Here is a 19,207-nt window from a genome sequence, read left to right on the forward strand (position 1 = left end):
ATCAAAGTCCAAATTGTTCGGTGAAGCGCTGTCTGTGGCAAAACATCAGTTTTGCGCGCTTGTCCGGAAGGTCGATTTCACCCTGCTCTTCAAAGGCGCAAATCGGCGCGTAGCGAAGCAGGCGGCGGGCCCCAACACTCGGTTCGCCAACGATTTTTTCGGTGGCGAGGTCATCCAGAAACAGAAAACGGGTGAAGGCCCTGATAACGGCGGGCGCAATACCGCGGCCAAGAAAGGAAGGCTCACCCACCAGCATGTGCCAGCCTCGATCCTTCTCATCCGCATCATAATAGCGACCTAGAATGTCGTCCTTCGCCCAATAGGCTTCCCAGTAGCTCATGGGCGCGCCATCAATGAAGCCGATATAGGGGTCCTGATGGGGGTCAGCGAGATTGCTATCAATGTAGGCGGCGATCTCCTCCTTGGGCTTTGCCATCTTCCATTGCGGGACCACATGCGGCTGGTTCATCCAGCGCCAGAGAAGGTCCAGATCACGGTTCTTATCCAGCAGCCGGAAACTGACCGTGCGGCCAATCTCCGGATCATATCTGGAATAGGCAAATTCGGTACCTGCTGCGGTAAGATCAGCCATGGGCCTGCGCCTGCACATTCTGAAACAGAGGATTGTCTATTTCGAGATAGACGGACTGCGTTTCCAACGGGCCAACCAGTTCATCCATCTGCGCAAGCCGTGTTTTCAGGTTCGCCTTGCATTGCAGAATAGTGGCCAGCATCTTGCTCACCAAACGGGACTGGCTACCCTCCCTTCGGTCGAGATCAACAAGCGTGTCGCGCAGCATGTCGATCAGCCGCTGCTCATCGATCAGCCCCTCGCGGCCCAGCGCACCGATCATGCCCAAGGTGGAATTGATGAAGCCGTAATAAAGAATGCGCTCGTCGACCGCGTCTTCGCCGAAAACCGACTCGCTGCGTACACCAAACTCAGGCAGGGCCTCATGCAGCGCAGCATGAGCACGCTCATGATGGAAGAACCCCTGATTATCCCGGTAGAAGGCTGCGACTGGGTACCCGTTTTCGATTTCCAGCACCATGTTCTGCTGGTGCGCTTCTATCGCGATGCCGTGCCGCAGATACAGCGCAAAGACCGGTGTGACGAAGACCGAAAGGAAACGCGAAAACCAATCTTCCGAAACCATCTCGACAGAGCGATTTTCAGTCTTGGCAGAGGTGCGGATCAGGGCGCCTATGCGGCTGCCTCGTTCCGGCAGATGCTCGCATAAGGATGCCAAAAGCGTAACATTTCTGTCTGCATTTTCGTCGTGGAAAGGATTTTCCCGCATCGATACGGAAAGACCGTCGATAACATGCCCATCGACCGCTACACCCATGTAGGCCGGATCAGCGATCCAGTTCAGCCCCGGATAATCCGCAGCAAGATCTTTCCATAGTCTATTTGCCCTGAAACGATACATGTCGTCACCGCGCAAAAGCTCGCGTGCAAGATTTATGCGCACAGAATTGGTGATGCCGATGCCGAGTGAGAGTTTCAGCATGAATGGCGCGTCGGGTCGGTAAAGTGTGCGTACGGACGATGTTGGAAACCACGGGCGCCCCGCTTCGCCACAATCAACGATCTGTCCTGTAGCGACAAGAGCCGCGATCTGCGCATCTTTTAGCATCGCATCCGCCTGCCAGGGGTGGACCGGCAGAAAGGCGAAATCCGCATGCGGAAGCCGACCCCGCAATGCAGAAAGCGTATCGGCCTCCACGGCCTCCAGCCATTCTTCTGCGGAGGGCGATCCATCGGAATGGCCGGTGTGGTAGAGATCACGCGAAATGGCAAACCAGCGTAGCGGAAAGCTCGCTCCAAACTCGGGTGAGTAGCGTCTGCTCTCCCCCTCCGTCATGCCATCGCGACTTTTCGGGCAAGGATGAACGCCGTGTCCTGCAAGCAGGCCCTGTTCCGCCTCGATAAAGCTTAGTTCTGGGCCGACCAACTTTTTGAGGTCCGATTGCCGCTCTGAGAGCGAGGTTTCGATCAAATGGCGACTGGATTGCGCGCGCTGGTGAAGGTCAGCGCGACCTTCCTGCGAAGCATCGGGTTCAAGGCGGTCAATAATGACGCTCATCGCGGCTGAAGCGCTCAGGTTCTGGACACCGCTATCGTCCGTCAGCACCATTGGTTCGCCGAACAGGTGGTGCCCGGTGACCGAGCGATAGGAAACGGGGATTTTCAGGCTGCCGCCTTTTTCGGGGAAATTCAGGGTCAGCTTTTGTCCGCCACTGTCCGTCGTCCAAACGATGCGATTTGCATATTCCCGGGTGACGCAGTTCAGAAGGGATCGAATGGCGAGTGTTGCGGCTTTATGGGCGTACATCTTCGTTCTCCAGTTCGCGCGCCATTGTTGCAACCGCATCCAGAACGCGGTCGATGACGTCGGGGGTGGAATTCGGGTTGAGAAGCGTCAATTTGAAATGAACCCGTCCTTCGTGGACGGTTGTTGCAAGTGCTGCAGTTCCACTGCGAAAAAGCTCCGCACGGACAGCCAGCGTAATGTCATCGGAGCGCTTTGGCCCCTGTTTTGAGACGTAACGGAACAGGACCGTCGACAGCGACGGCTGCTGCGCCAGCTGAAGATAGTCTCGTGACTGCACAGAGGCGGCAGCGGCAACTGCATTTTCCAGCGTCTTGCAAATAAGAGCGTCCAGGCCATCGCGACCAATCGAGCGCAGCGTCATCAGCACCTTCAGCGCATCGCTTCGCCGGGTGGTCTGCAGCGAGGATTCCACGTAATTCGGAACATTCCCGAAGACCGAAACTTCGGGGTTGAGATAATCGGCCTTCATTGCCAATGGCGCAAACCTGACGCCATCACGCAGCAAAAGCGCGCCGCAACTGATGGGTTGGAACAGCATCTTGTGAAAATCGAGCGCGATGGAATCCGCTCTCTCAATGCCTAGCAAAAGATGACGATGCCGGGAGAAAAGCAGCCCGCCGCCATAGGCCGCATCCACATGCAGCCACAGCCCGCGTGACAAGGTCAGGTCGGCGATCTCGTTCAAAGGGTCAATTGCACCAAGGTCGGTTGTTCCAGCCGTCGCGACCACAGCCAAGGGAAACAATCCCTGCGCCTCGGCATGGTCGATTGCCTGTCTGAGCGCGGATGCCGACATCCGCCCCTCCTGATCCGTCGCAACGGTTACGACGGCCTCGGATGAAAATCCAAGAACAGCCGCACTTTTTCGAATGCTGAAATGCGCCTGCGCGGATGTAAAAATCACGCCCTTTCGTCTCGCGGCCTGACTGTGCTGCTCGCTCGCCAGATAGAGTGCAGTCATGTTTGACTGGCTTCCACCACTGGTAAAACTGCCGCTCGCCGTTTCCGGCAAGCCCGCGAAAGCGGTAAGCCATGCCAGAACACGCTCCTCCACAAGGGTGGCAAAGGGCGACTGGTCCCAGGAGTCAAGTGATTGGTTCGTGGCGGAAATCAACACTTCCGCCGCAAGCGCCGGCAATGCCACCGGGCAATGCAGATGCGCCATCGTATTGGCATTGCCGACATCAAGCGCATGCCTGACCGCAGGCACGCCTATGTCGACAAGCGCTTTTGAAACGCCGGTTCCCATTTCAGGAAACACGTCCATTGAAGACAGCATGTCGCGCAAAGCCTCGACATCTGCGCCCCCATGCACCTTTTCAATGCAGGAGTTCTCGATCACGATATCGACCGCAGCCTGCATGGCTTGCCTGTATGCCGCCTGTGCCTGGACACCGGGACCAAGGAGCACACTTACCGGCTTCCTCTCCGCAACCAGCGTCTGGTTGTTTTTCCACAACGGAATATTCATGCAGCGTTGCGTCCGAGGCGCGAAAATGTGTCGGAAAGAATGTTCGACACCTGGTCGATCTCCGCATCCGTGATGGTAAGGGGCGGCAGGAATCGCAGGACGCTGCCATGTCTTCCACCGGTTTCGAGAATAAGCCCGGCCCGGAACGCTTCTGCCTGCACGAAACGGGCCATTTCGCCACCGTGGGCTGGGTGTCCGGATTTGTCCGGCCTGCCACCGGGATCGATCATTTCGACACCAAGCATCAGCCCCTCGCCGCGCACGTCGCCGATATGGGATGTATGGGCCTGAATGCGTTCAAGATTTGCCCGGAGCCTGCGTCCGGCTATTGCGGCCCGTTCTACCAGACCGTCTCGCTTGATGATTTCAAGCGTCTTGGACCCCGCTGCCATGGCAAGCTGGTTGCCCCGGAACGTTCCGGCATGGGCACCCGGCTTCCAGAGATCAAGATTTTCCCGGTAGATCATCACGGCCATTGGCAACCCACCGCCAATCGCTTTCGAAAGCACGATGATGTCAGGAACGATGCCCGCCTTCTGGAATGCATAGAACGTTCCCGTGCGGCCGACACCACTTTGCACTTCGTCAAGGATCAGGGGAATATTGAGCTCGCGCGTGACCTCGCGCACCCTGCGCAACCATTCGACTGGTGCAGGTATGACGCCACCCTCGCCTTGAACCGCCTCCAGAATAACGGCGGCAGGAAGGTTCATCCCGCCTTCCGGGTCGCGCAGGGCGGTTTCGAAATAGTCAGCTGCAAGCGTCGCCGTCTCTTCCCCGCCCCTGCCGAATGGGCAACGATAAGCATAGGGGTATGGGAAGAAATGGGTGCCCGGCACCAGCTGCCCGACTGCCGCCTTGGGCGCAAGTGAACCCATGAGAGATAACGAGCCCTGCGACATGCCGTGATAGGCGCCCCGGAAGGCGATGACATCGGTTCGCCCGGTCGCCGTTTTGGCGAGCTTAATTGCCGCTTCGACAGCATCGGTGCCGCTCGGTGAGCAGAATTGAATTTTCGCTTCCTCCCGCAGGCCGGCGGGAAGCGTATCGTAGATGTCGGAGGTGAACTGGTCTTTCACGGGCGTTGCAAGGTCGAGTGTATGCAACGGAAGCCCCGAGGCAAGGACGTCCTGCAGTGATGCGATAATTTCGGGATGGTTGTGCCCGAGCGCCAGTGTTCCGGCTCCGGCCAGGCAGTCCAGATAGGTCCGTCCCTCGACATCCGTCACCACGCAACCCGATGCCGATTTGAGCGCGAGGGGAAAGCGCCTCGGATAGCTGCGGGCATTGGATTCCCGGCGGGTCTGCCGCTTGAGATAGAATTCGTTATCGTGGCGTTGGAACGTGTCCATGAGATCAACTCCAGTGGAATTTTTCGTGGAATTCGCGTTCGCTTCAGACACCTGCCGTAACAGGTGCCTTCGAACAGTGCCCGATCCGTCGCAGAAACCAGACAGACAGGGCCATGCCAGCCAGCGAGATGACCGTTGCCGTGGAAAACAGTGCCGGGTAGCCCAACTTGTCGGCGAGGAGCCCGGCTATAGATGCGCCCGCCATGTAGATGATCAGTTCGGCACAGGCGAGAATGGTGAAATCGGTCCCCGGCTGGTCATTCGATGAGGATTGCATGAAGAAGGAATAGATCGCCACCAGTTCCATATAGCGGATCAGCGTCTGGAAGGCCGATGCCGACAGCGCCACCCATATTCCCGGCATAATGCCCAGCGCATTGAGCGCGAAGGCAAGGAAGCACAGGCTTCTGAGACCACCGAGCAGGACAAGCGTTGCGGTCAGTCCGGCCTTCCGGATCAGGAGCGCGGCAATCGCTACACCCACAAGACCAGCTGTGGCTGCCGCCCCTCCGGACAGATAGCCGATCCAGTCCGTTGGCACCTTGCTGTCCACCAGATATGTTCCCTCCATGCCCCTGACCAAGCCTTCGCTTGCGCGGTAGGTCAACGCAAAGCCGAGGATCAACCAGGCATTTGGGCGTCGAAAGAAGGCAAGAAGGCTTGCTGGCTTAATGCGATCATGGGCGGTTGCCTGCGGTTCTGGCGGCATCGCCAAGGCTGCCAGCAGCGGCAGCAAGGACAGAGATGCGACGAGCAGGATCATCGTTTGCCAGCCCGCCACATGAAATATGACAAGCGCCGCAGTACCACCGATGATGACACCCAGTGCCACCGCACCCGCCTGCACGGCATTGCCCATGGAGCGGCTCCTATCGGTCAATTGACGTACGGCATAGCCATCCGTTGCAATGTCCTGAACCGACGAGACCACGGTGATCGAAATGCAGATCGCAAACAGGACGGCGACATTGCTAGGCTCGACCAGCGCCATGGAGGCGATACCAGCGCTAACAAGCAACTGGGTCGGCACAATCCAGCCGCGACGATGTCCAAGTCCTGGCCATGGCGACCAACGATCCACCAACGGCGCCACGAGAAACTTTAGAATCAACGGCAGCATCAACAGCGAAAACAAACCGATTGCCGTTCTCGATGCACCGCTTTCACGCATTATAGGCGGTAAGGCGACAAGCAGCAGATAGGTCGGAATACCCTGCGCAAGATAAAGTCCGCCCAGCACGCCCATAAGCCGCCGCTCCCATGGCGACGTCAAGATAGAGCCGCTGGCGATGTTATCGATATGGGCCATGAAGCAACCGAATGTTGGGCCGCGGACGCATCTGGCGTTGTCAAGGCCCTAGCCTTTCCACGCCGACGCATCCCGGTAGTTCAAACAGGAGTGTTAAAGTCATGTTTATTTCAGGAAATTTTCAGATGCTTGGATGTGAGCGAACTTGGCTAAGACTACAGCGAACTTGCAACATTAGGATGATTCCAGAATATTTAAATCAACCTTTGATAATCTCTCCAAACTCAAACAAATGGTATAAATGGCATAACCTTATAATCTTTTGATTTGCACCTTGTCCGGTGCTGTGCGACTGTCGCCGTTGAGACGAAAGATGGCAGGGCAAGGCGAATGGACGACGTGACACGAAACGACAAAACCGTTGCTGTAGTCGGTGGTGGGCTGATTGGCGTGAGCTGGTCGGCTCTCTTTCTTGCCCATGGATATGACGTAGCGCTGTTTGAACCTTCGGTCGCGGGACGTGCGCAAATTGCAGATCGCATCAGTTTGGCCATGGGCCAAGTTGCGGAGATTGCGACCAGCCTGCCACTTCCTGGCAAGCTGACCGTGACCGAAACGTTGGCAGAGACGGTCGCTGGCGCAATCTGGGTTCAGGAGAATGCTCCTGAGAACGTTCCCCTTAAGCGCGAGCTCTATTCCGCCATTGAAAAGGACGCACCGCCCGGCGTAACGATTGCTTCAAGCACCTCATCGCTTGTCTGGTCAGAACTGAGCGCAGACATGGATGATCCGTCACGATTGATCACCGCGCACCCGTTCAATCCGCCGCATCTGATGCCGCTCGTAGAGCTTTTCGGCAGCGATAAAAACCGCGTCGAACGCGCGGCGGCTTTTTATCGAACGGTTGAACGCTACCCGGTGAAACTGAAGCGCGAAGCCATCGGCCACATTGCCAACCGCCTCTCCTCTGCCCTTTGGCGGGAAGCCGTCAACATGGTGGCCGAGGATATTGCTGATGTGGACGATATCGATGCGGCGCTTGTGTACGGCCCCGGCCTGCGATGGTCAGTTGTGGGCGCTCACATGGCTTACCATCTTGGTGGCGGAGAGGGAGGAATTGCCCATTACCTTTCTCATCTGGGTCCGAGCCAGGAGAAGCGGTGGAAAGACTTGGGCACGCCGACCCTTGATGAAGCCACACGAGGCAAACTTGTCGAAGGCATTGAACAGGAAGCCAGAGGCAGGGACGTTGCGCAGCTTGAAGCCATACGGGACGACGCTTTGATTGCTGCGCAACGCGTATTGCACGGAAGGCGTGTTTGAACTAACCGAAGTTTCTCACCCTATATCGTTGCCGAATGCTCACTTCTGTGGACTTGCCTGATGCCTGACCGACATTCTCCCACACCACTCTATCATCGGGTTTACGCAGTGATGCGTGAACGAATCGTCAAGGGTTACTATCCCGCTGACGTTCCGGTGCCGAGTGAGGCGGAACTCTCCGAGAGCTTTTCAGTCAGCCGCATTACCATCCGCAAAGCCATGGAAATGTTGACGGCGGAAGGACTCGTAACACGCACGCGTGGACGGGGAACTTATGTCACGGACCGCACGAAGGACAACAAGCTTAACCGCGTCGTCGTTTCCAACATCAACAGCCTGTTCAGCTATCTGAACGCCGTTGGAAAAAGCACACGGTTGAAGGTTGTAAGCCTCGACATGGGAGAGGCGCCTCCCCGCATTTGTGAGCAAATGGGCGTTGCTCCAACGACCGAGCTGGTCCGTGCTGTGCGCGTGCGCTCGCTCGACCGCCGCCCGTACTCCCTCTCAACAGCCTACCTGCTGCCGGAAATTGGGAAAACGCTGGAGCGTAACGATCTCGCCACGACGAATATGATCGATCTCGTTCAAAAGACCGGGACCGTTGTCGAACAGGTCGAGCAGACTTTGACCGCGACCCTCGCAGACGACTATGCCGCAAAACATCTGGAAATACCCATCGGTGCGCCACTGATGCTGGTGAACCGGCTGTTCTTCAACGCGGAACTCAAACCCTTCTATGCAGCCGAGATATTCTATCGCGCGGATCGCTACGAATACCGCGTCTCCCTCAAGCGGGAAGACGGCAAGGATTTCTCACTCGGCAATTGACGCGTCCAATCGCAATGGATGCCTGAGCAAGCCGCCCAACTGCGTCACCAGATCGTTGCGAACATTTCCTTCGACACTGTCAACAAGGGCAAACAGCTGGGCGCGCTGGCTTTTGTCCCAGACAGAATCAACGAGACGCTGAGCCTTCAGATCAACGTCCGAACGTGAGAGCGACTGGTTTCCATCCCCCTTCGGCACAAGAACCTCGGCACTTTCGGTCTTTCCATCAATGAGGATGAGGCGCACACGCGCCGGGCGATTGGCGGGATAGAGTGCGTCAAACTGCTCATCGACCTGAAGTTTGATTTTTCCGACAAGTGCCAAAACGTCAGGATGCTCCAGTCTCTCTTGTCCGAAACCATCATGCTTTAGCGGGCCAAAACAAATGGCCAATGCCGCAGCGTGGCGAAAGCTGAATCTTGCTGCGAGATCACTTGAAGGGTTGGAAGAGTCGTATTGGAGTGCGGTTGCATAGGTTTCGACGCGTATCTCAGCCACCTCGCTCGGATCGAAAATACCCAACCGCACCCTCAAAAGCTCGATACAATCCAGCATGGGACCAAGATGCGCGCAGACCGGGTGCCATTTGAGATAGGCATTGGTAATTTCGTAGTGAGACCAACTGCCGTCTTCGCCAATTCCTTCGAGCATCACCGCAGGGACGAATGCCTCGCCCGCGCGTGGACCGAAGAAGCGTTCAAGCGTTGCATTGGACGGCAACAATCCCGCCTTTGCGGCCTTGGCAGCCACAATGCCGTTCTGCACGCCGAGACCTACGAACAGGTGATGTGCACTGGCGCCTTCCATACAGGTATCTCGAAACGGAAAGAGAGCGACCGCAGCGGCATTGCCAATGGCATTCTCGATAAGCGACGCGCGAGAAGAGCTATCACGTCCCTCCCCCAGTAGATAGGCAGCGGACACGGCCGCACCGATGCAGCCGAATGTCCCGGTGTCGTGCAGCAGGGGCTGCATACCACCCAAAGCCGAGCCTATCCGCGCTGAAACTTCGTAGCCGGCGATAATCGCATTGAGGAAAGATGATGCCGAGGCGCCGGTCTCCTCGCTTATAGCCAGAGCAGATGGCAGGACATGGCTCATGGGATGACCGCGAGCACGGCGATGTCCGTCCTGCAACTGCAACACGGTCAGCGCCATACCATTGACGAGCGCCGCCGTTCCGGCAGGCCCGGACGATGAAAATCCAACAGCAGATGATTTGCCGCTACCGCCAGTCTGAAACAGTGCGGCCCGGGCTGCGGAGATGGAAGGATGCGCCGCTCCAGCCACCATTACGGCTAATGTGTCTAGTATGAAGTTGCGATAGGCAGCCCGCACCGAGCTGTCGGTAGTACCGAAATTGCTCGATGCGGCGGCTTGCGCAAGCGCTGTGGCGGCACTCTGCACCATGTCAGCCTTTCGCAGCGCGCTCGGCTTGCGCGCCCGCTTTCATCATCTCGCTCAACATATCGAGCCTGGGTTCGACCGGTGGCGGATAGACTTGCCTGCCATGGCTTAGGCCCAAGGCGAGGAAGGTTTCTACCAGCTTGTAGGTCAAAGGACCGGGATTAACGACCGGCACGGGCAGGTTGGCTGCAAGGTATTCTCCCGCCTGATGCATCGTCGTTGAACCAAGGCAGATGACTTCCGCTCCATCCTCTTCGATGCACCGCATCGCGACATCACGCATCCGGGGGAAAACGCTGTCTTCCTTCCCGCCGAGCAGGTTGGAGAAGTCCGGCGGCTGATCGAAACTACGCACCGAGGCGCATTGCCGGTCGAAGCCATATTCACGGATTGCCTTTCGGTATCGCGGCAGTGCTGGCGCCCACTGGGCAAGCACTGAAAATTTCCCGCCAAGCGTCAAGGCATAGAGCATCGATGCCTTGCCTGCGCCGATGACCGGAATTGAAAGCACCGAGCGGAGCATGACCATTCCGCTGTCGGACATCGTGTCGATGCAAACCGCATCGAAACCTTCGTCTTGAGCCCGGCATCCGGCCTCAAATATAGCAAGGTCCATCAGTCCCCAATCATGCGGAGACATGAAGGAGGTCGGCCCGCAGGTGACGGGCCTGTAGGTCAGCTGCCAATCCGCGGGCAATGGCACATAGCCTGACTGAGCCTCGCGGTTGCGAATACCTTCAGCGTCCAGAGCGAATGGAACGATGACGAGAATGCGGGTCATTGCTTGCCCTCCAGATAGGCTGCGCCTGCCGCGCCGATGGCGCGGATCATGTCATGCTTGGGCGAAAGCGGTGTCGGCCAAGTCGCCTTGCTGTGGGTGAGGTTCAGGTCGAGCGCAATCGATGCCAGCTTGTAAGTCAGCGGACCGGGATTGATGACGGGAACGCCGATCCTCTCAGAGAGCCAGGAATGCGCCTCATGCATGGTCGTGGAGCCGAGGATCAGCACCTGCGCGCCATCCTCTTCCACACATTTCTCTGCAGCCTGCAGCAGAAGCGGAAAAACCTCATCTTCCTTGCCTGCAAGCAGACTTTTGTTATCAGGCGTCACGCCAATCGAGCGCATGGAGGCGCATTTGTGCTCCATGCCCAGTTCGCCGAGTGTCTTGGTGTAGAGCATTTTCCAGCGATCCCACATCATCAGGATCGAGAACTTCTCGCCCAGCATCTGCGCCAGAAGCATGGAGTGGCGACCCGGCGCAATAACAGGTATCGTCAGGACGGAGCGCAGCATCGACATGCCGCTATCGGACATCGTATCGATGCAAACGGCGTCAAACCCCTCTTTCTCCGCATCGAGCCCCGCATCGAGGATCGAGAAATCGGCGAGCGCCATATCGTGCTGGCTCGAATAATTCTTCGGCCCGACCCGCACGGATCGATAATGGAATTCGATGCCAGGGCCGAGGTTGACGGCCTTCATTTGCGCCTGTCTGCGGGCCAGATCCTCCTGCCCCATGGGAAACGGTACGATGACCATAACTTTTTTCATCACGTCCTCCTCGTAAATTGTTTATGCCGCCTCAGCCCTGAGTTTCAGCCGCGATGCGGGCAGCCGTAGCGCCTGCCAGACGACCGAAGCTCGTTGCAGTCAAAAGACCGTTGCCCGACAAATATCCGTAATTGGCATCCCCGGACACGCCTCGGGCTGCGCCGCCGCCTGCAAGAAGATTGGGCAGAGCGGTGCCATCTTCGCGCAGCACCCGGGCTTCCGCATCGATGACCAGCCCGCCCTGTGTATGAAACAGCGCGCCATTGACCTTCACCGCATAATAGGGAGCAGCAAGCACCTGATCCTGCGTGAAAACCCGGCCAAACCTGTCCGGCACGCCAGCGCGCACGGAGGCTTCGATAGCCTGGAATTCATCACGAATGGCGTCAAGTGAGAGACCCGTTACGGCACTGAGCTCTTCCAGGCTGCCTGCCGCCTTGACTGCTCCGAGCTTGCGGATTTCACGGTAATCGTAAAAGCCCATCCCGGCCTCGTCACCCTTGGCATCATAGATATCCCAGGCGGTGTGACCGGGCTGCGCAGCCACTTCGGCAGCGTGTTCTGAATAGCCTCGCATCTCGTTTGAGAAACGGCGACCTTCCTCATTAAGGAGAATGCCGCCTTTTGTGATGACCGCCCACGTCAATGGCAGCGCGTGCGGATGGGCAACGGACCCATGGCCCTGATAGGATCCCATATCGGCAACTGCCGCACCGATCTCGAGCCCCCATTTTACCGCGTCGCCGGTATTGGAAAGATGGCCGCAACATTCGGCCTCGGCGATTTCGGGAATGTATTTCTGCACCAGCGCGACATCGCCAGCAAATCCGCAGGAAGCAAGAACCAGAGCCTTGCAGCCGAGCATTTCAAGCGCACCATCGGGTCTGCGGAAGCGCACACCCTTCACGCGGCCACTTTGGTCCACATAGAGGTCCTCAACCGATGCTTCGGTGACAAGGTCAATCCCCGCCTCGGAAACGGCTGCCAGAAGCGACTGTTCGAGATCGGCACCTGTTCTGCTTTTCGGACCATGCATACGAAGCCGCGAGTGGCCGGGATAAATGAAGCCCGTTACCAGTTCGAATTCGACGTGATGCTTATCCATAAGCCAGTCGATCATTGGACCAGCTGTCTGCGCGGCAACCAGCGCCATATCAAAGGGCGTGTGATCGTGCGTCTTGGCGACGAGGTCACTAGCAAATATTTCCGGGCTATCTTCGATGCCAGCTTCCTTTTGCAGACGCGTGCACGGCGCTGGAATAAGCCCTGCGGACAGGGAGGTGGATCCGGTCGGAGTTTCGTCACGTTCGAGGATCATCACCTCCTGCCCGGCATCATGCGCTGCAAGCGCCGCAACCAGACCACAGGCCCCTGCCCCCACAACCACGACCGGCATTTCGAAATCGAATGTCACGCCCTCGGCATTCAGCACTGCCATCGTTCAATCTCCCTTGATGACGGGAGGGCGAGACTGCCTGCCCTCCGTCAAATGCTTGCTGCTCAATACGTCGTACGATTTGCTTCGGGCGTGCCGTAACGTGCTTCCAGTTCCTGAATCTCCGGCATCCGCGCCATGTCGAAGAATTCCTTGAAATTCATGACGTTGGCAGCAACCGATGCGATAGTTTCCTCGGTTTTCAGAACCTGAAGCGTTTGGCGTGCCGCTTCGCAGGCCGAAAGCAGGAGCCAGTTGGGATAGATGATGAGTTTGAAGCCCAGCGCCTCAATTTCCGAGCGTGTCAGAAACGGTGTCTTGCCTGATGTGGCCATGTTGTAGAGAAGCGGAATACCCTCAAAGCGCGGCGCGATATACGGCAAATCATCCGGTCCGGGACTTTCGATGAAGATCACGTCCGCGCCAGCCTCGCGGTACATTTCCGCACGGTCGAATGCGGCGTTGCGTCCATGCAGCGCCAGAGCATCCGTGCGGGCGATAACGACGAAGTTCTCATCGATACGCGCGTCAACGGCCGCCTTGACCTTCGCGACCATGTCCTCTGCCGGAATGAGTTGCTTGCCCGCGAGGTGGCCGCAACGCTTCGGCAGGACCTGATCTTCAAGATGGACCGCAGCCACTCCGCCGCGCTCGTAAAGCTGGATGGCACGGCGCACATTAAGCGGACCTCCAAAACCATTATCCGCATCGGCAATCAGCGGAATGTCAGAGGCATCGGCGATGCGCGTGGCGTTGTCGACCATTTCCGTCATGGTCAACAGGCCAACATCCGGATAGCCCAGCCGGGTTGCCGAAGTGCCAGCACCGGTCATGTACATTGCGTCAAAACCGGCTTCGGTGACGAGGCGAGCATACATGGCATCGACGACGCCTGGAGCCATGAGGGCTCGTTCGCCTGCAAGCAGCTGCCGCAGACGTTGGGTACGTGTAAGGGACATTGTATTCTCCGTTTCTCCGTAAATTATATGCGCCCCGGCAAAATCCGTCCGGGGCGACTTGTCACATTCCGAGGTAGGCCTGGCGCAACTGAGGATCGGCAAGCAGCGTGGCTGCGTCTCCCTGCATCACAAAGCGGCCCTGCTCGATGACATAGGCGCGCTTGGCGACGCTCAGCGACTGCATGACGTTTTGCTCGACCAGCAGCACGGCGACACCATCGGTGTTGATCTTGGTAATCAGGCCGAACATTTCCTCGACCATGATGGGTGAAAGGCCGAGCGACGGCTCATCCAGAATGAGAAGTTCGGGCTCAGACATCATACCGCGCCCGATTGCCAGCATCTGCTGTTCACCGCCGGATAGCGTCCCGGCCAGCTGGTTTAGACGCTCCCGTAGACGCGGGAAAATCTCGCAGATCCGCTCAAAATTCTGTTTCGTGTTGTTTCGTGCGCGGCGAAAGGCGCCCAGCTTGAGATTTTCGCCGACCGACAGGTTCGGAAACACTTTCCGACCTTCCGGAACATGGGCGATGCCCAATGCCACGATGTCCTTCGGCTTCTTGCCCGTAATCGTTTCACCCTTAAAGGTGATCGATCCTGCACTTGCCTTGATGAAGCCGGATATGACGTTGTTCAGGGTGGTCTTGCCAACACCGTTGGAGCCGAGCAGAGCAACGATCTCTCCTGCCTCGACACGCATATCTATTCCCTGCAAGACACTCATCGAGCCGTAGCCTGCGCGGATACCTGAGATATCAAGCATGATTTTCCTCCTGCAGGCGGGCGGCGGCGCCGTGGCCGAGATAGGCTTCCACCACGGACGGGTCCTTGACGAGTTCGCGAGGTGTTCCATGGGCGATCATCTTGCCCTGGTTCAGCACATAGGCCGTTTCGGCAAGTTGCATCACCGCCTGCATGACGTGTTCGATCATCAGGAACGTATGCCCCTCGTCGCGGATCTTCCTGATAATACCAACGATTTCGGTGATTTCGGACGGGATCAACCCTGCCATCACTTCATCAAGCAGCAGAAGCTTCGCGCCGGTCGCAAGTGCACGCGCAAGTTCTAGGCGCTTTCGTCCCGCGATGGTCAGGGAGGAAGCAGGACGGTCGAGCATGGCGCCCATACCCAGCCGCTTGCCGACCTCACGCGCTACAGACATCGCCTCCCGGCGATCATGGTGATGGAGATAGGCACCGACCGCGATGTTTTCCTGAACCGTCAGGCCCGCGAAGGGCTGGACGATCTGGAAAGTGCGGATCATGCCAAGGGCGCAAATGCTATGCGGCGCAAGACCAGTGATATCCTTGCCCTGAAATCGCACCGTGCCTTCGTCGGCTTTGGTAAAGCCGGCAATCATCGTGAAACATGTTGTCTTACCGGCACCGTTCGGCCCTAACAGCCCGACGATGGAGCCCTCGGGAACATCGAGCGATGCGTCAGTCACCGCCTTCAATCCGCCGAAGCGTTTGGAAAGATTGCGAACCTCAAGCATTGTCGTCCTCCTTCTTCTTGAAGGTACCGAGCTTGCCAGCGAGGCCGACAAGGCCATTTGGCAGGAAGCGCAGCGCGCAGATCAGCACGATCGCATAAAGCACGAAGTTCAATCCCGGTGCATTGGGCAAGAGATGCTTGGCACCTTCGCCGAGAAGATGCAGACCGAGCGTTCCCAGGAGCGGCCCCCAGATCGTTCCGGCACCGCCGATGATCGGCCCGATCAGCGCTTCGATCGAAACGGCGCTGCCATAGACCACGTTGCTATCGATGAAGAGCCAGAGCTGGAGATAGAGCACACCGGCCAGACCGCCGAAGGCACCTGATATCGCCATCGCCTGCACCTTGATCTTGTAGGTGTCGATGCCAAGCGCGCGGGCTGCATCTTCGTTTTCTCTCACCGCGATGAGATAGGCTCCGAAGCGGGAGTACTTGATGAATGCGGTCAGCCCCATAACGACAGCAACGACAACCAGCAGAGCCGTATAGGCGATGGTCCGATCATTGAACTGGAGATTTGCCACGCCGGGTGCAAGCGTCAGCTGAAGGCCGCTGCCGCCACCGGTAAAGTCAAATGATGAGGCACAGATACGCAGCACTTCGGCAAAGGCCAGCGTCACCAGCGCGAAGTAGGATCCGCGCAAACCATAGCGAAAGGCGAGCGCGCCAATGAACACTCCCATGAGCGCACCGGCAAGAATGCCAGCGCCGAAGCCCACCCAGGCATTGACACCATATTTGACTTGCAGGATAGCCGAAGCATAGGCGCCGGTGCCGTAAAGCGCGGCATGGCCAAAGGATGACAGTCCCCCGAAACCGCCGGTGATGTTCCACGAGAGCGCGACGACCGCGACGATCAACGCGTTGATGGTAAAGCCCATCCACACGGGCGAGGATGCGAAATAGACCCCGAAGAGATAGGCAAGGGCTGCCGCAATGAGGGCGATCTGCCCGATTGATTGAGGTCTCATGTTCTTGCCCTCCCAAGAAGCCCTGACGGTTTGAAGAGCAGGATGAGGATGAAAGCGAGGAAGATGCCGATCTGGCCAAGGCTTTCGCCAAGGAAAAGACCGCAGAGCGACTCGATGACACCGAGAAGAAGACCGGCCACCAGTGCGCCCAGCAAGCTTCCCATGCCCCCTAGAACGACTGTGGTGAAGGCAACGAGGACGAAGGTGTAGCCAACCTGAGGCGTGATGTAGAATGTCGGCAGCAGAAGACACGCAGCCAGAGCGACACAGGCGGTGCCGATACCAAAACAGACGGCATAGGTATGGTTGACGTCAATGCCGACCAGTTCCGCGCCACGCTTTTCGATAGCGACAGCCCGGATGGCCGAGCCTGTGCGGGTATAGGCCATGAAACACCATAACAGCGGTGCGACGGCGAGGGCGGCGCCAAACGCTATCACGCGACCAAGCGGCAGATAAGCGCCCAGAATTTCGACCGTGTCATATGCGTAGGCGATGTCGGCGGTGCGGGTATTCGACGTCCAGAAGTAAAGCGCGAGATTGTCGATGATCATCGATGCCGCGAGCGTTATGAGCAGCACGTTCTGCTCCGAACCGCTGCTCATCGGCGCTATCAGGCCACGTTGCAGCACATAACCGAGCGCAAAGAAGGCTGGCAGCACGATTGGAATGGCAAGATAAGGATCGACGCCGAAATAGGTGTACAGGAAATACACGGAATAGAGCGCCAGCATCAACAGGCTGCCATGGGCAAAATTAATGATGTGGAGCACGCCGTAGATGAGCGTCAGCCCCAGCGCCACTAGCGCATAGACTGCTCCCATCATAAGGCCGCTCAACACGGCGGGAAATATCAGACTTGACATCAGGGCTCGCCTCTCTGTCGTTTGAAGAGCGCCCCCAGGGACGAAGCCGTCCTTGGGGGCGAGACCGTGTCAGTTCTTGGCAGGAATGGGGAATACCGCTTCGGTCGTCGCATATTCCTTCGGGAAGACCAGTTCGATCTTGTCGCCACGGATCTGCGTGTTGACCGGCCGCGAGTTGACGTTGTCGCCGTTGACGAACTTGGTCGGGCCATAGGGCATGATCGACTTGTCGAAGGTCGATGCCGCCAGCGCTTCCATGACTTTCTGGCGATCAGCCGAGGCGCTGCGCTCCAGAGCATCGGCAATGACCTGGATTGTCGCGTAGGACACCATGACATCATAGGTCAGATCGAGCTTTGCAGCGGCAACGCTTGCCGCAAGCGCCTTAGACTCGTCCTTCGATGGGTCGTACCAGTGATTGCAGTCCATTACATATTGAGCGACTTCCTTGTTTTCGCGCACGAACTTGATGTTCGACGCAGCCCCACCAAGGATCGAATAGATCGCCTTCAACTCAACACGCTGCTGGTTCAGCGCCCTTGCCATCAAGGTGTATTCATTGATGTAATTGGACGGAATAAGGATGTCCGCCTTGGATGCCTTGACGCGCAGCGCAATATTGGAGAAATCGCGCTGGGGTGTCGGATGCGAGATGGTTTCAACGACTTCAATGCCCTGCTTGGGAAGCTGCTCAGCAAGGATCTTCGCCATATTGGAGCCAAAAGGGCCATCTTCGTGAACAATCGCAGCCGTCTTGACGGTGTTGCCCGCGCTGGAATTAAGCAGCTGGAGGTTTTCCAGAGCGACGCTGGTGCACTTGTTGACGCCCGGCGTGAAGCGGAAAACATTCGGCAGGCCGCGCTGGACGACCGTTTCTGCGGTACCGATGGAGAAGACCTGCGCGAGATTGTACTTCGCAGCCGCCTGAGAGGATGCAAGACCAAGCGCCGATGCCGTTGCACCGGTAAAGGCACAGGCTTCGGCCTGCACAAGGGTGTCGACAGCAGAAGCAGCGGCTTCCGGACGGCTTTGCGCATCCACCACCACGAGCTCGATCTTTGCGCCGCCCATGCTCTTGATGCCGCCTGCAGCATTGATGGCATCAGCCGCAAATTTGGCGCCCGCCGCGCTCTGCGTACCATTATAGGCAAGATTGCCGGTCAGCGGTTCGATGACGCCCACCTTTACGGTAGCCGCCTGCGCGCGCAGGATGGATGGCGCTGCCAGACCGACCGCAAGTGCGCCGGAGACTTTTAAAAGATTACGTCGTTCAATTTTGAATGTCATTTTTGTGCTCCCAGTTTTTTTGTGAGACGGCGAAAGAAACTCGCTGGTCCGCCCGTCAACGGCCCAGCCAGGAATGCGACGCCATTCGATCGGTTTCGAATGCCGAAATCTGCTCCATAAACGTCAGGGTCATCTCGATCTCATCGAGACCGCGCAAAATGCAGTCGCGTGCAAAGGGATCGATAATGACGGGGTGAGTGCCGAGATTGCCCGGCAGAACCACCTCTCCCGCCTCCAGATCGACTGTGACCTGTGCATCGGGAAAGCGAGAGATGTGCTCGGCAAGCGCGTCGCAGGTCTCCGCCGACAAGCGGACGGGTACCAGCCCGTTCTTCAGCGCGTTGTTGAAGAAGATATCACCGAAGCTTGGCCCGATGACGGATCTTATCCCGTGATCCACGAGGGCATAGACCGCACCTTCGCGCGAAGAGCCACAGCCGAAGTTATCCTCGACGACCAGTATTGTGGCAGCATCCGCACCGGGTCGGTTCAATGGAAATGCGGGATCGAGCTCTTTCTCTTCAGTACGACGGATGTCATGAAACAGGAACTGGCCGTAGCCCTCCGCACGGTCCGCCTTCAGGAAGCGTCCCGGAATGATCTGGTCCGTATCGCAATTGACGCCAGGGATAGCGATTGCTTTGGACGTTTCGCGTGTGAATGCCTTCATCATA

18 protein-coding genes are annotated in these 19,207 nt (G+C 57.7%); 2 read left to right on the forward strand and 16 right to left on the reverse strand.

Going from position 1 to position 19,207, the window contains the following annotated elements; translation table 11 throughout:
- Position 1: 1 nt before the first annotated feature.
- Genes rhbD through QRN85_RS04055 form a run of 5 tightly spaced genes read right to left on the reverse strand, consistent with a single transcriptional unit; the run spans position 2 to position 6,471 of the window.
- Positions 2-592, reverse strand: coding sequence for a rhizobactin siderophore biosynthesis protein RhbD (gene rhbD / locus QRN85_RS04035; RefSeq protein WP_284757153.1), 591 nt, complete (start codon positions 590-592; stop codon positions 2-4).
- Positions 585-2,339, reverse strand: a complete 1,755-nt coding sequence (locus QRN85_RS04040; RefSeq protein WP_284757152.1) for an IucA/IucC family protein — start codon at positions 2,337-2,339, stop codon at positions 585-587. Before QRN85_RS04040 ends, rhbD begins: the two co-directional genes overlap by 8 nt.
- Positions 2,326-3,810 (reverse strand): pyridoxal phosphate-dependent decarboxylase family protein, encoded by a 1,485-nt coding sequence (locus QRN85_RS04045; protein WP_284757151.1) that lies wholly within the window; start codon positions 3,808-3,810, stop codon positions 2,326-2,328. Before QRN85_RS04045 ends, QRN85_RS04040 begins: the two co-directional genes overlap by 14 nt.
- Complete coding sequence (rhbA, locus tag QRN85_RS04050; RefSeq protein WP_284757150.1) at positions 3,807-5,213, reverse strand: diaminobutyrate--2-oxoglutarate transaminase; 1,407 nt, start codon at positions 5,211-5,213, stop codon at positions 3,807-3,809. Before rhbA ends, QRN85_RS04045 begins: the two co-directional genes overlap by 4 nt.
- Positions 5,206-6,471: a RhtX/FptX family siderophore transporter gene (locus QRN85_RS04055; protein WP_502870747.1), complete on the reverse strand. Its 1,266-nt coding sequence runs from the start codon at positions 6,469-6,471 to the stop codon at positions 5,206-5,208. Before QRN85_RS04055 ends, rhbA begins: the two co-directional genes overlap by 8 nt.
- A 330-nt stretch (positions 6,472-6,801) precedes the next feature.
- On the opposite strand from QRN85_RS04055, the gene QRN85_RS04060 reads away from it, so the two are divergent.
- Positions 6,802-7,734 carry a 3-hydroxyacyl-CoA dehydrogenase NAD-binding domain-containing protein gene (locus QRN85_RS04060; RefSeq protein WP_113221021.1) on the forward strand — a complete coding sequence of 311 codons (933 nt, stop codon included), beginning with the start codon at positions 6,802-6,804 and terminating at the stop codon, positions 7,732-7,734.
- 60 nt (positions 7,735-7,794) lie between these two features.
- Positions 7,795-8,562, forward strand: coding sequence for a GntR family transcriptional regulator (locus QRN85_RS04065; RefSeq protein WP_082469713.1), 768 nt, complete (start codon positions 7,795-7,797; stop codon positions 8,560-8,562).
- Here QRN85_RS04065 and QRN85_RS04070 read toward each other — a convergent pair.
- The 11 genes from QRN85_RS04070 to leuD form a co-directional block, all read right to left on the reverse strand.
- Positions 8,548-9,972 (reverse strand): MmgE/PrpD family protein, encoded by a 1,425-nt coding sequence (locus QRN85_RS04070; RefSeq protein WP_284757149.1) that lies wholly within the window; start codon positions 9,970-9,972, stop codon positions 8,548-8,550. The genes QRN85_RS04065 and QRN85_RS04070 overlap by 15 nt on opposite strands.
- A gap of 1 nt (position 9,973) precedes the next feature.
- Positions 9,974-10,750, reverse strand: coding sequence for an aspartate/glutamate racemase family protein (locus tag QRN85_RS04075; RefSeq protein WP_113091797.1), 777 nt, complete (start codon positions 10,748-10,750; stop codon positions 9,974-9,976).
- Positions 10,747-11,520, reverse strand: coding sequence for an aspartate/glutamate racemase family protein (locus tag QRN85_RS04080; protein WP_284757148.1), 774 nt, complete (start codon positions 11,518-11,520; stop codon positions 10,747-10,749). Before QRN85_RS04080 ends, QRN85_RS04075 begins: the two co-directional genes overlap by 4 nt.
- 31 nt (positions 11,521-11,551) lie before the next feature.
- On the reverse strand, positions 11,552-12,958 hold the full coding sequence (locus tag QRN85_RS04085) for an FAD-dependent oxidoreductase (RefSeq protein ID WP_284757147.1): 1,407 nt from the start codon (positions 12,956-12,958) through the stop codon (positions 11,552-11,554).
- A 62-nt stretch (positions 12,959-13,020) separates the two neighbouring features.
- Positions 13,021-13,914 carry an isocitrate lyase/PEP mutase family protein gene (locus QRN85_RS04090; protein ID WP_284757146.1) on the reverse strand — a complete coding sequence of 298 codons (894 nt, stop codon included), beginning with the start codon at positions 13,912-13,914 and terminating at the stop codon, positions 13,021-13,023.
- Positions 13,915-13,975: 61 nt separating this feature from the next.
- The gene (locus QRN85_RS04095) at positions 13,976-14,677 is read right to left on the reverse strand and encodes an ABC transporter ATP-binding protein (RefSeq protein WP_062587975.1); all 702 of its coding nucleotides are present in this window, start codon (positions 14,675-14,677) and stop codon (positions 13,976-13,978) included.
- Complete coding sequence (locus tag QRN85_RS04100; RefSeq protein ID WP_113091802.1) at positions 14,670-15,410, reverse strand: ABC transporter ATP-binding protein; 741 nt, start codon at positions 15,408-15,410, stop codon at positions 14,670-14,672. The genes QRN85_RS04095 and QRN85_RS04100 overlap by 8 nt, the downstream gene beginning before the upstream one ends.
- The gene (locus QRN85_RS04105; protein ID WP_062587979.1) at positions 15,403-16,380 is read right to left on the reverse strand and encodes a branched-chain amino acid ABC transporter permease; all 978 of its coding nucleotides are present in this window, start codon (positions 16,378-16,380) and stop codon (positions 15,403-15,405) included. The genes QRN85_RS04100 and QRN85_RS04105 overlap by 8 nt, the downstream gene beginning before the upstream one ends.
- Complete coding sequence (locus QRN85_RS04110) at positions 16,377-17,246, reverse strand: branched-chain amino acid ABC transporter permease (RefSeq protein WP_062587980.1); 870 nt, start codon at positions 17,244-17,246, stop codon at positions 16,377-16,379. The genes QRN85_RS04105 and QRN85_RS04110 overlap by 4 nt, the downstream gene beginning before the upstream one ends.
- A gap of 69 nt (positions 17,247-17,315) precedes the next feature.
- On the reverse strand, positions 17,316-18,533 hold the full coding sequence (locus QRN85_RS04115) for an ABC transporter substrate-binding protein (RefSeq protein ID WP_284757145.1): 1,218 nt from the start codon (positions 18,531-18,533) through the stop codon (positions 17,316-17,318).
- Between the two features lie 55 nt (positions 18,534-18,588).
- Positions 18,589-19,206, reverse strand: a complete 618-nt coding sequence (gene leuD / locus QRN85_RS04120; protein WP_284757144.1) for a 3-isopropylmalate dehydratase small subunit — start codon at positions 19,204-19,206, stop codon at positions 18,589-18,591.
- Position 19,207 lies beyond the last annotated feature (1 nt).

The organism is Agrobacterium sp. fls2-241-TYG-188a (assembly GCF_030209845.1).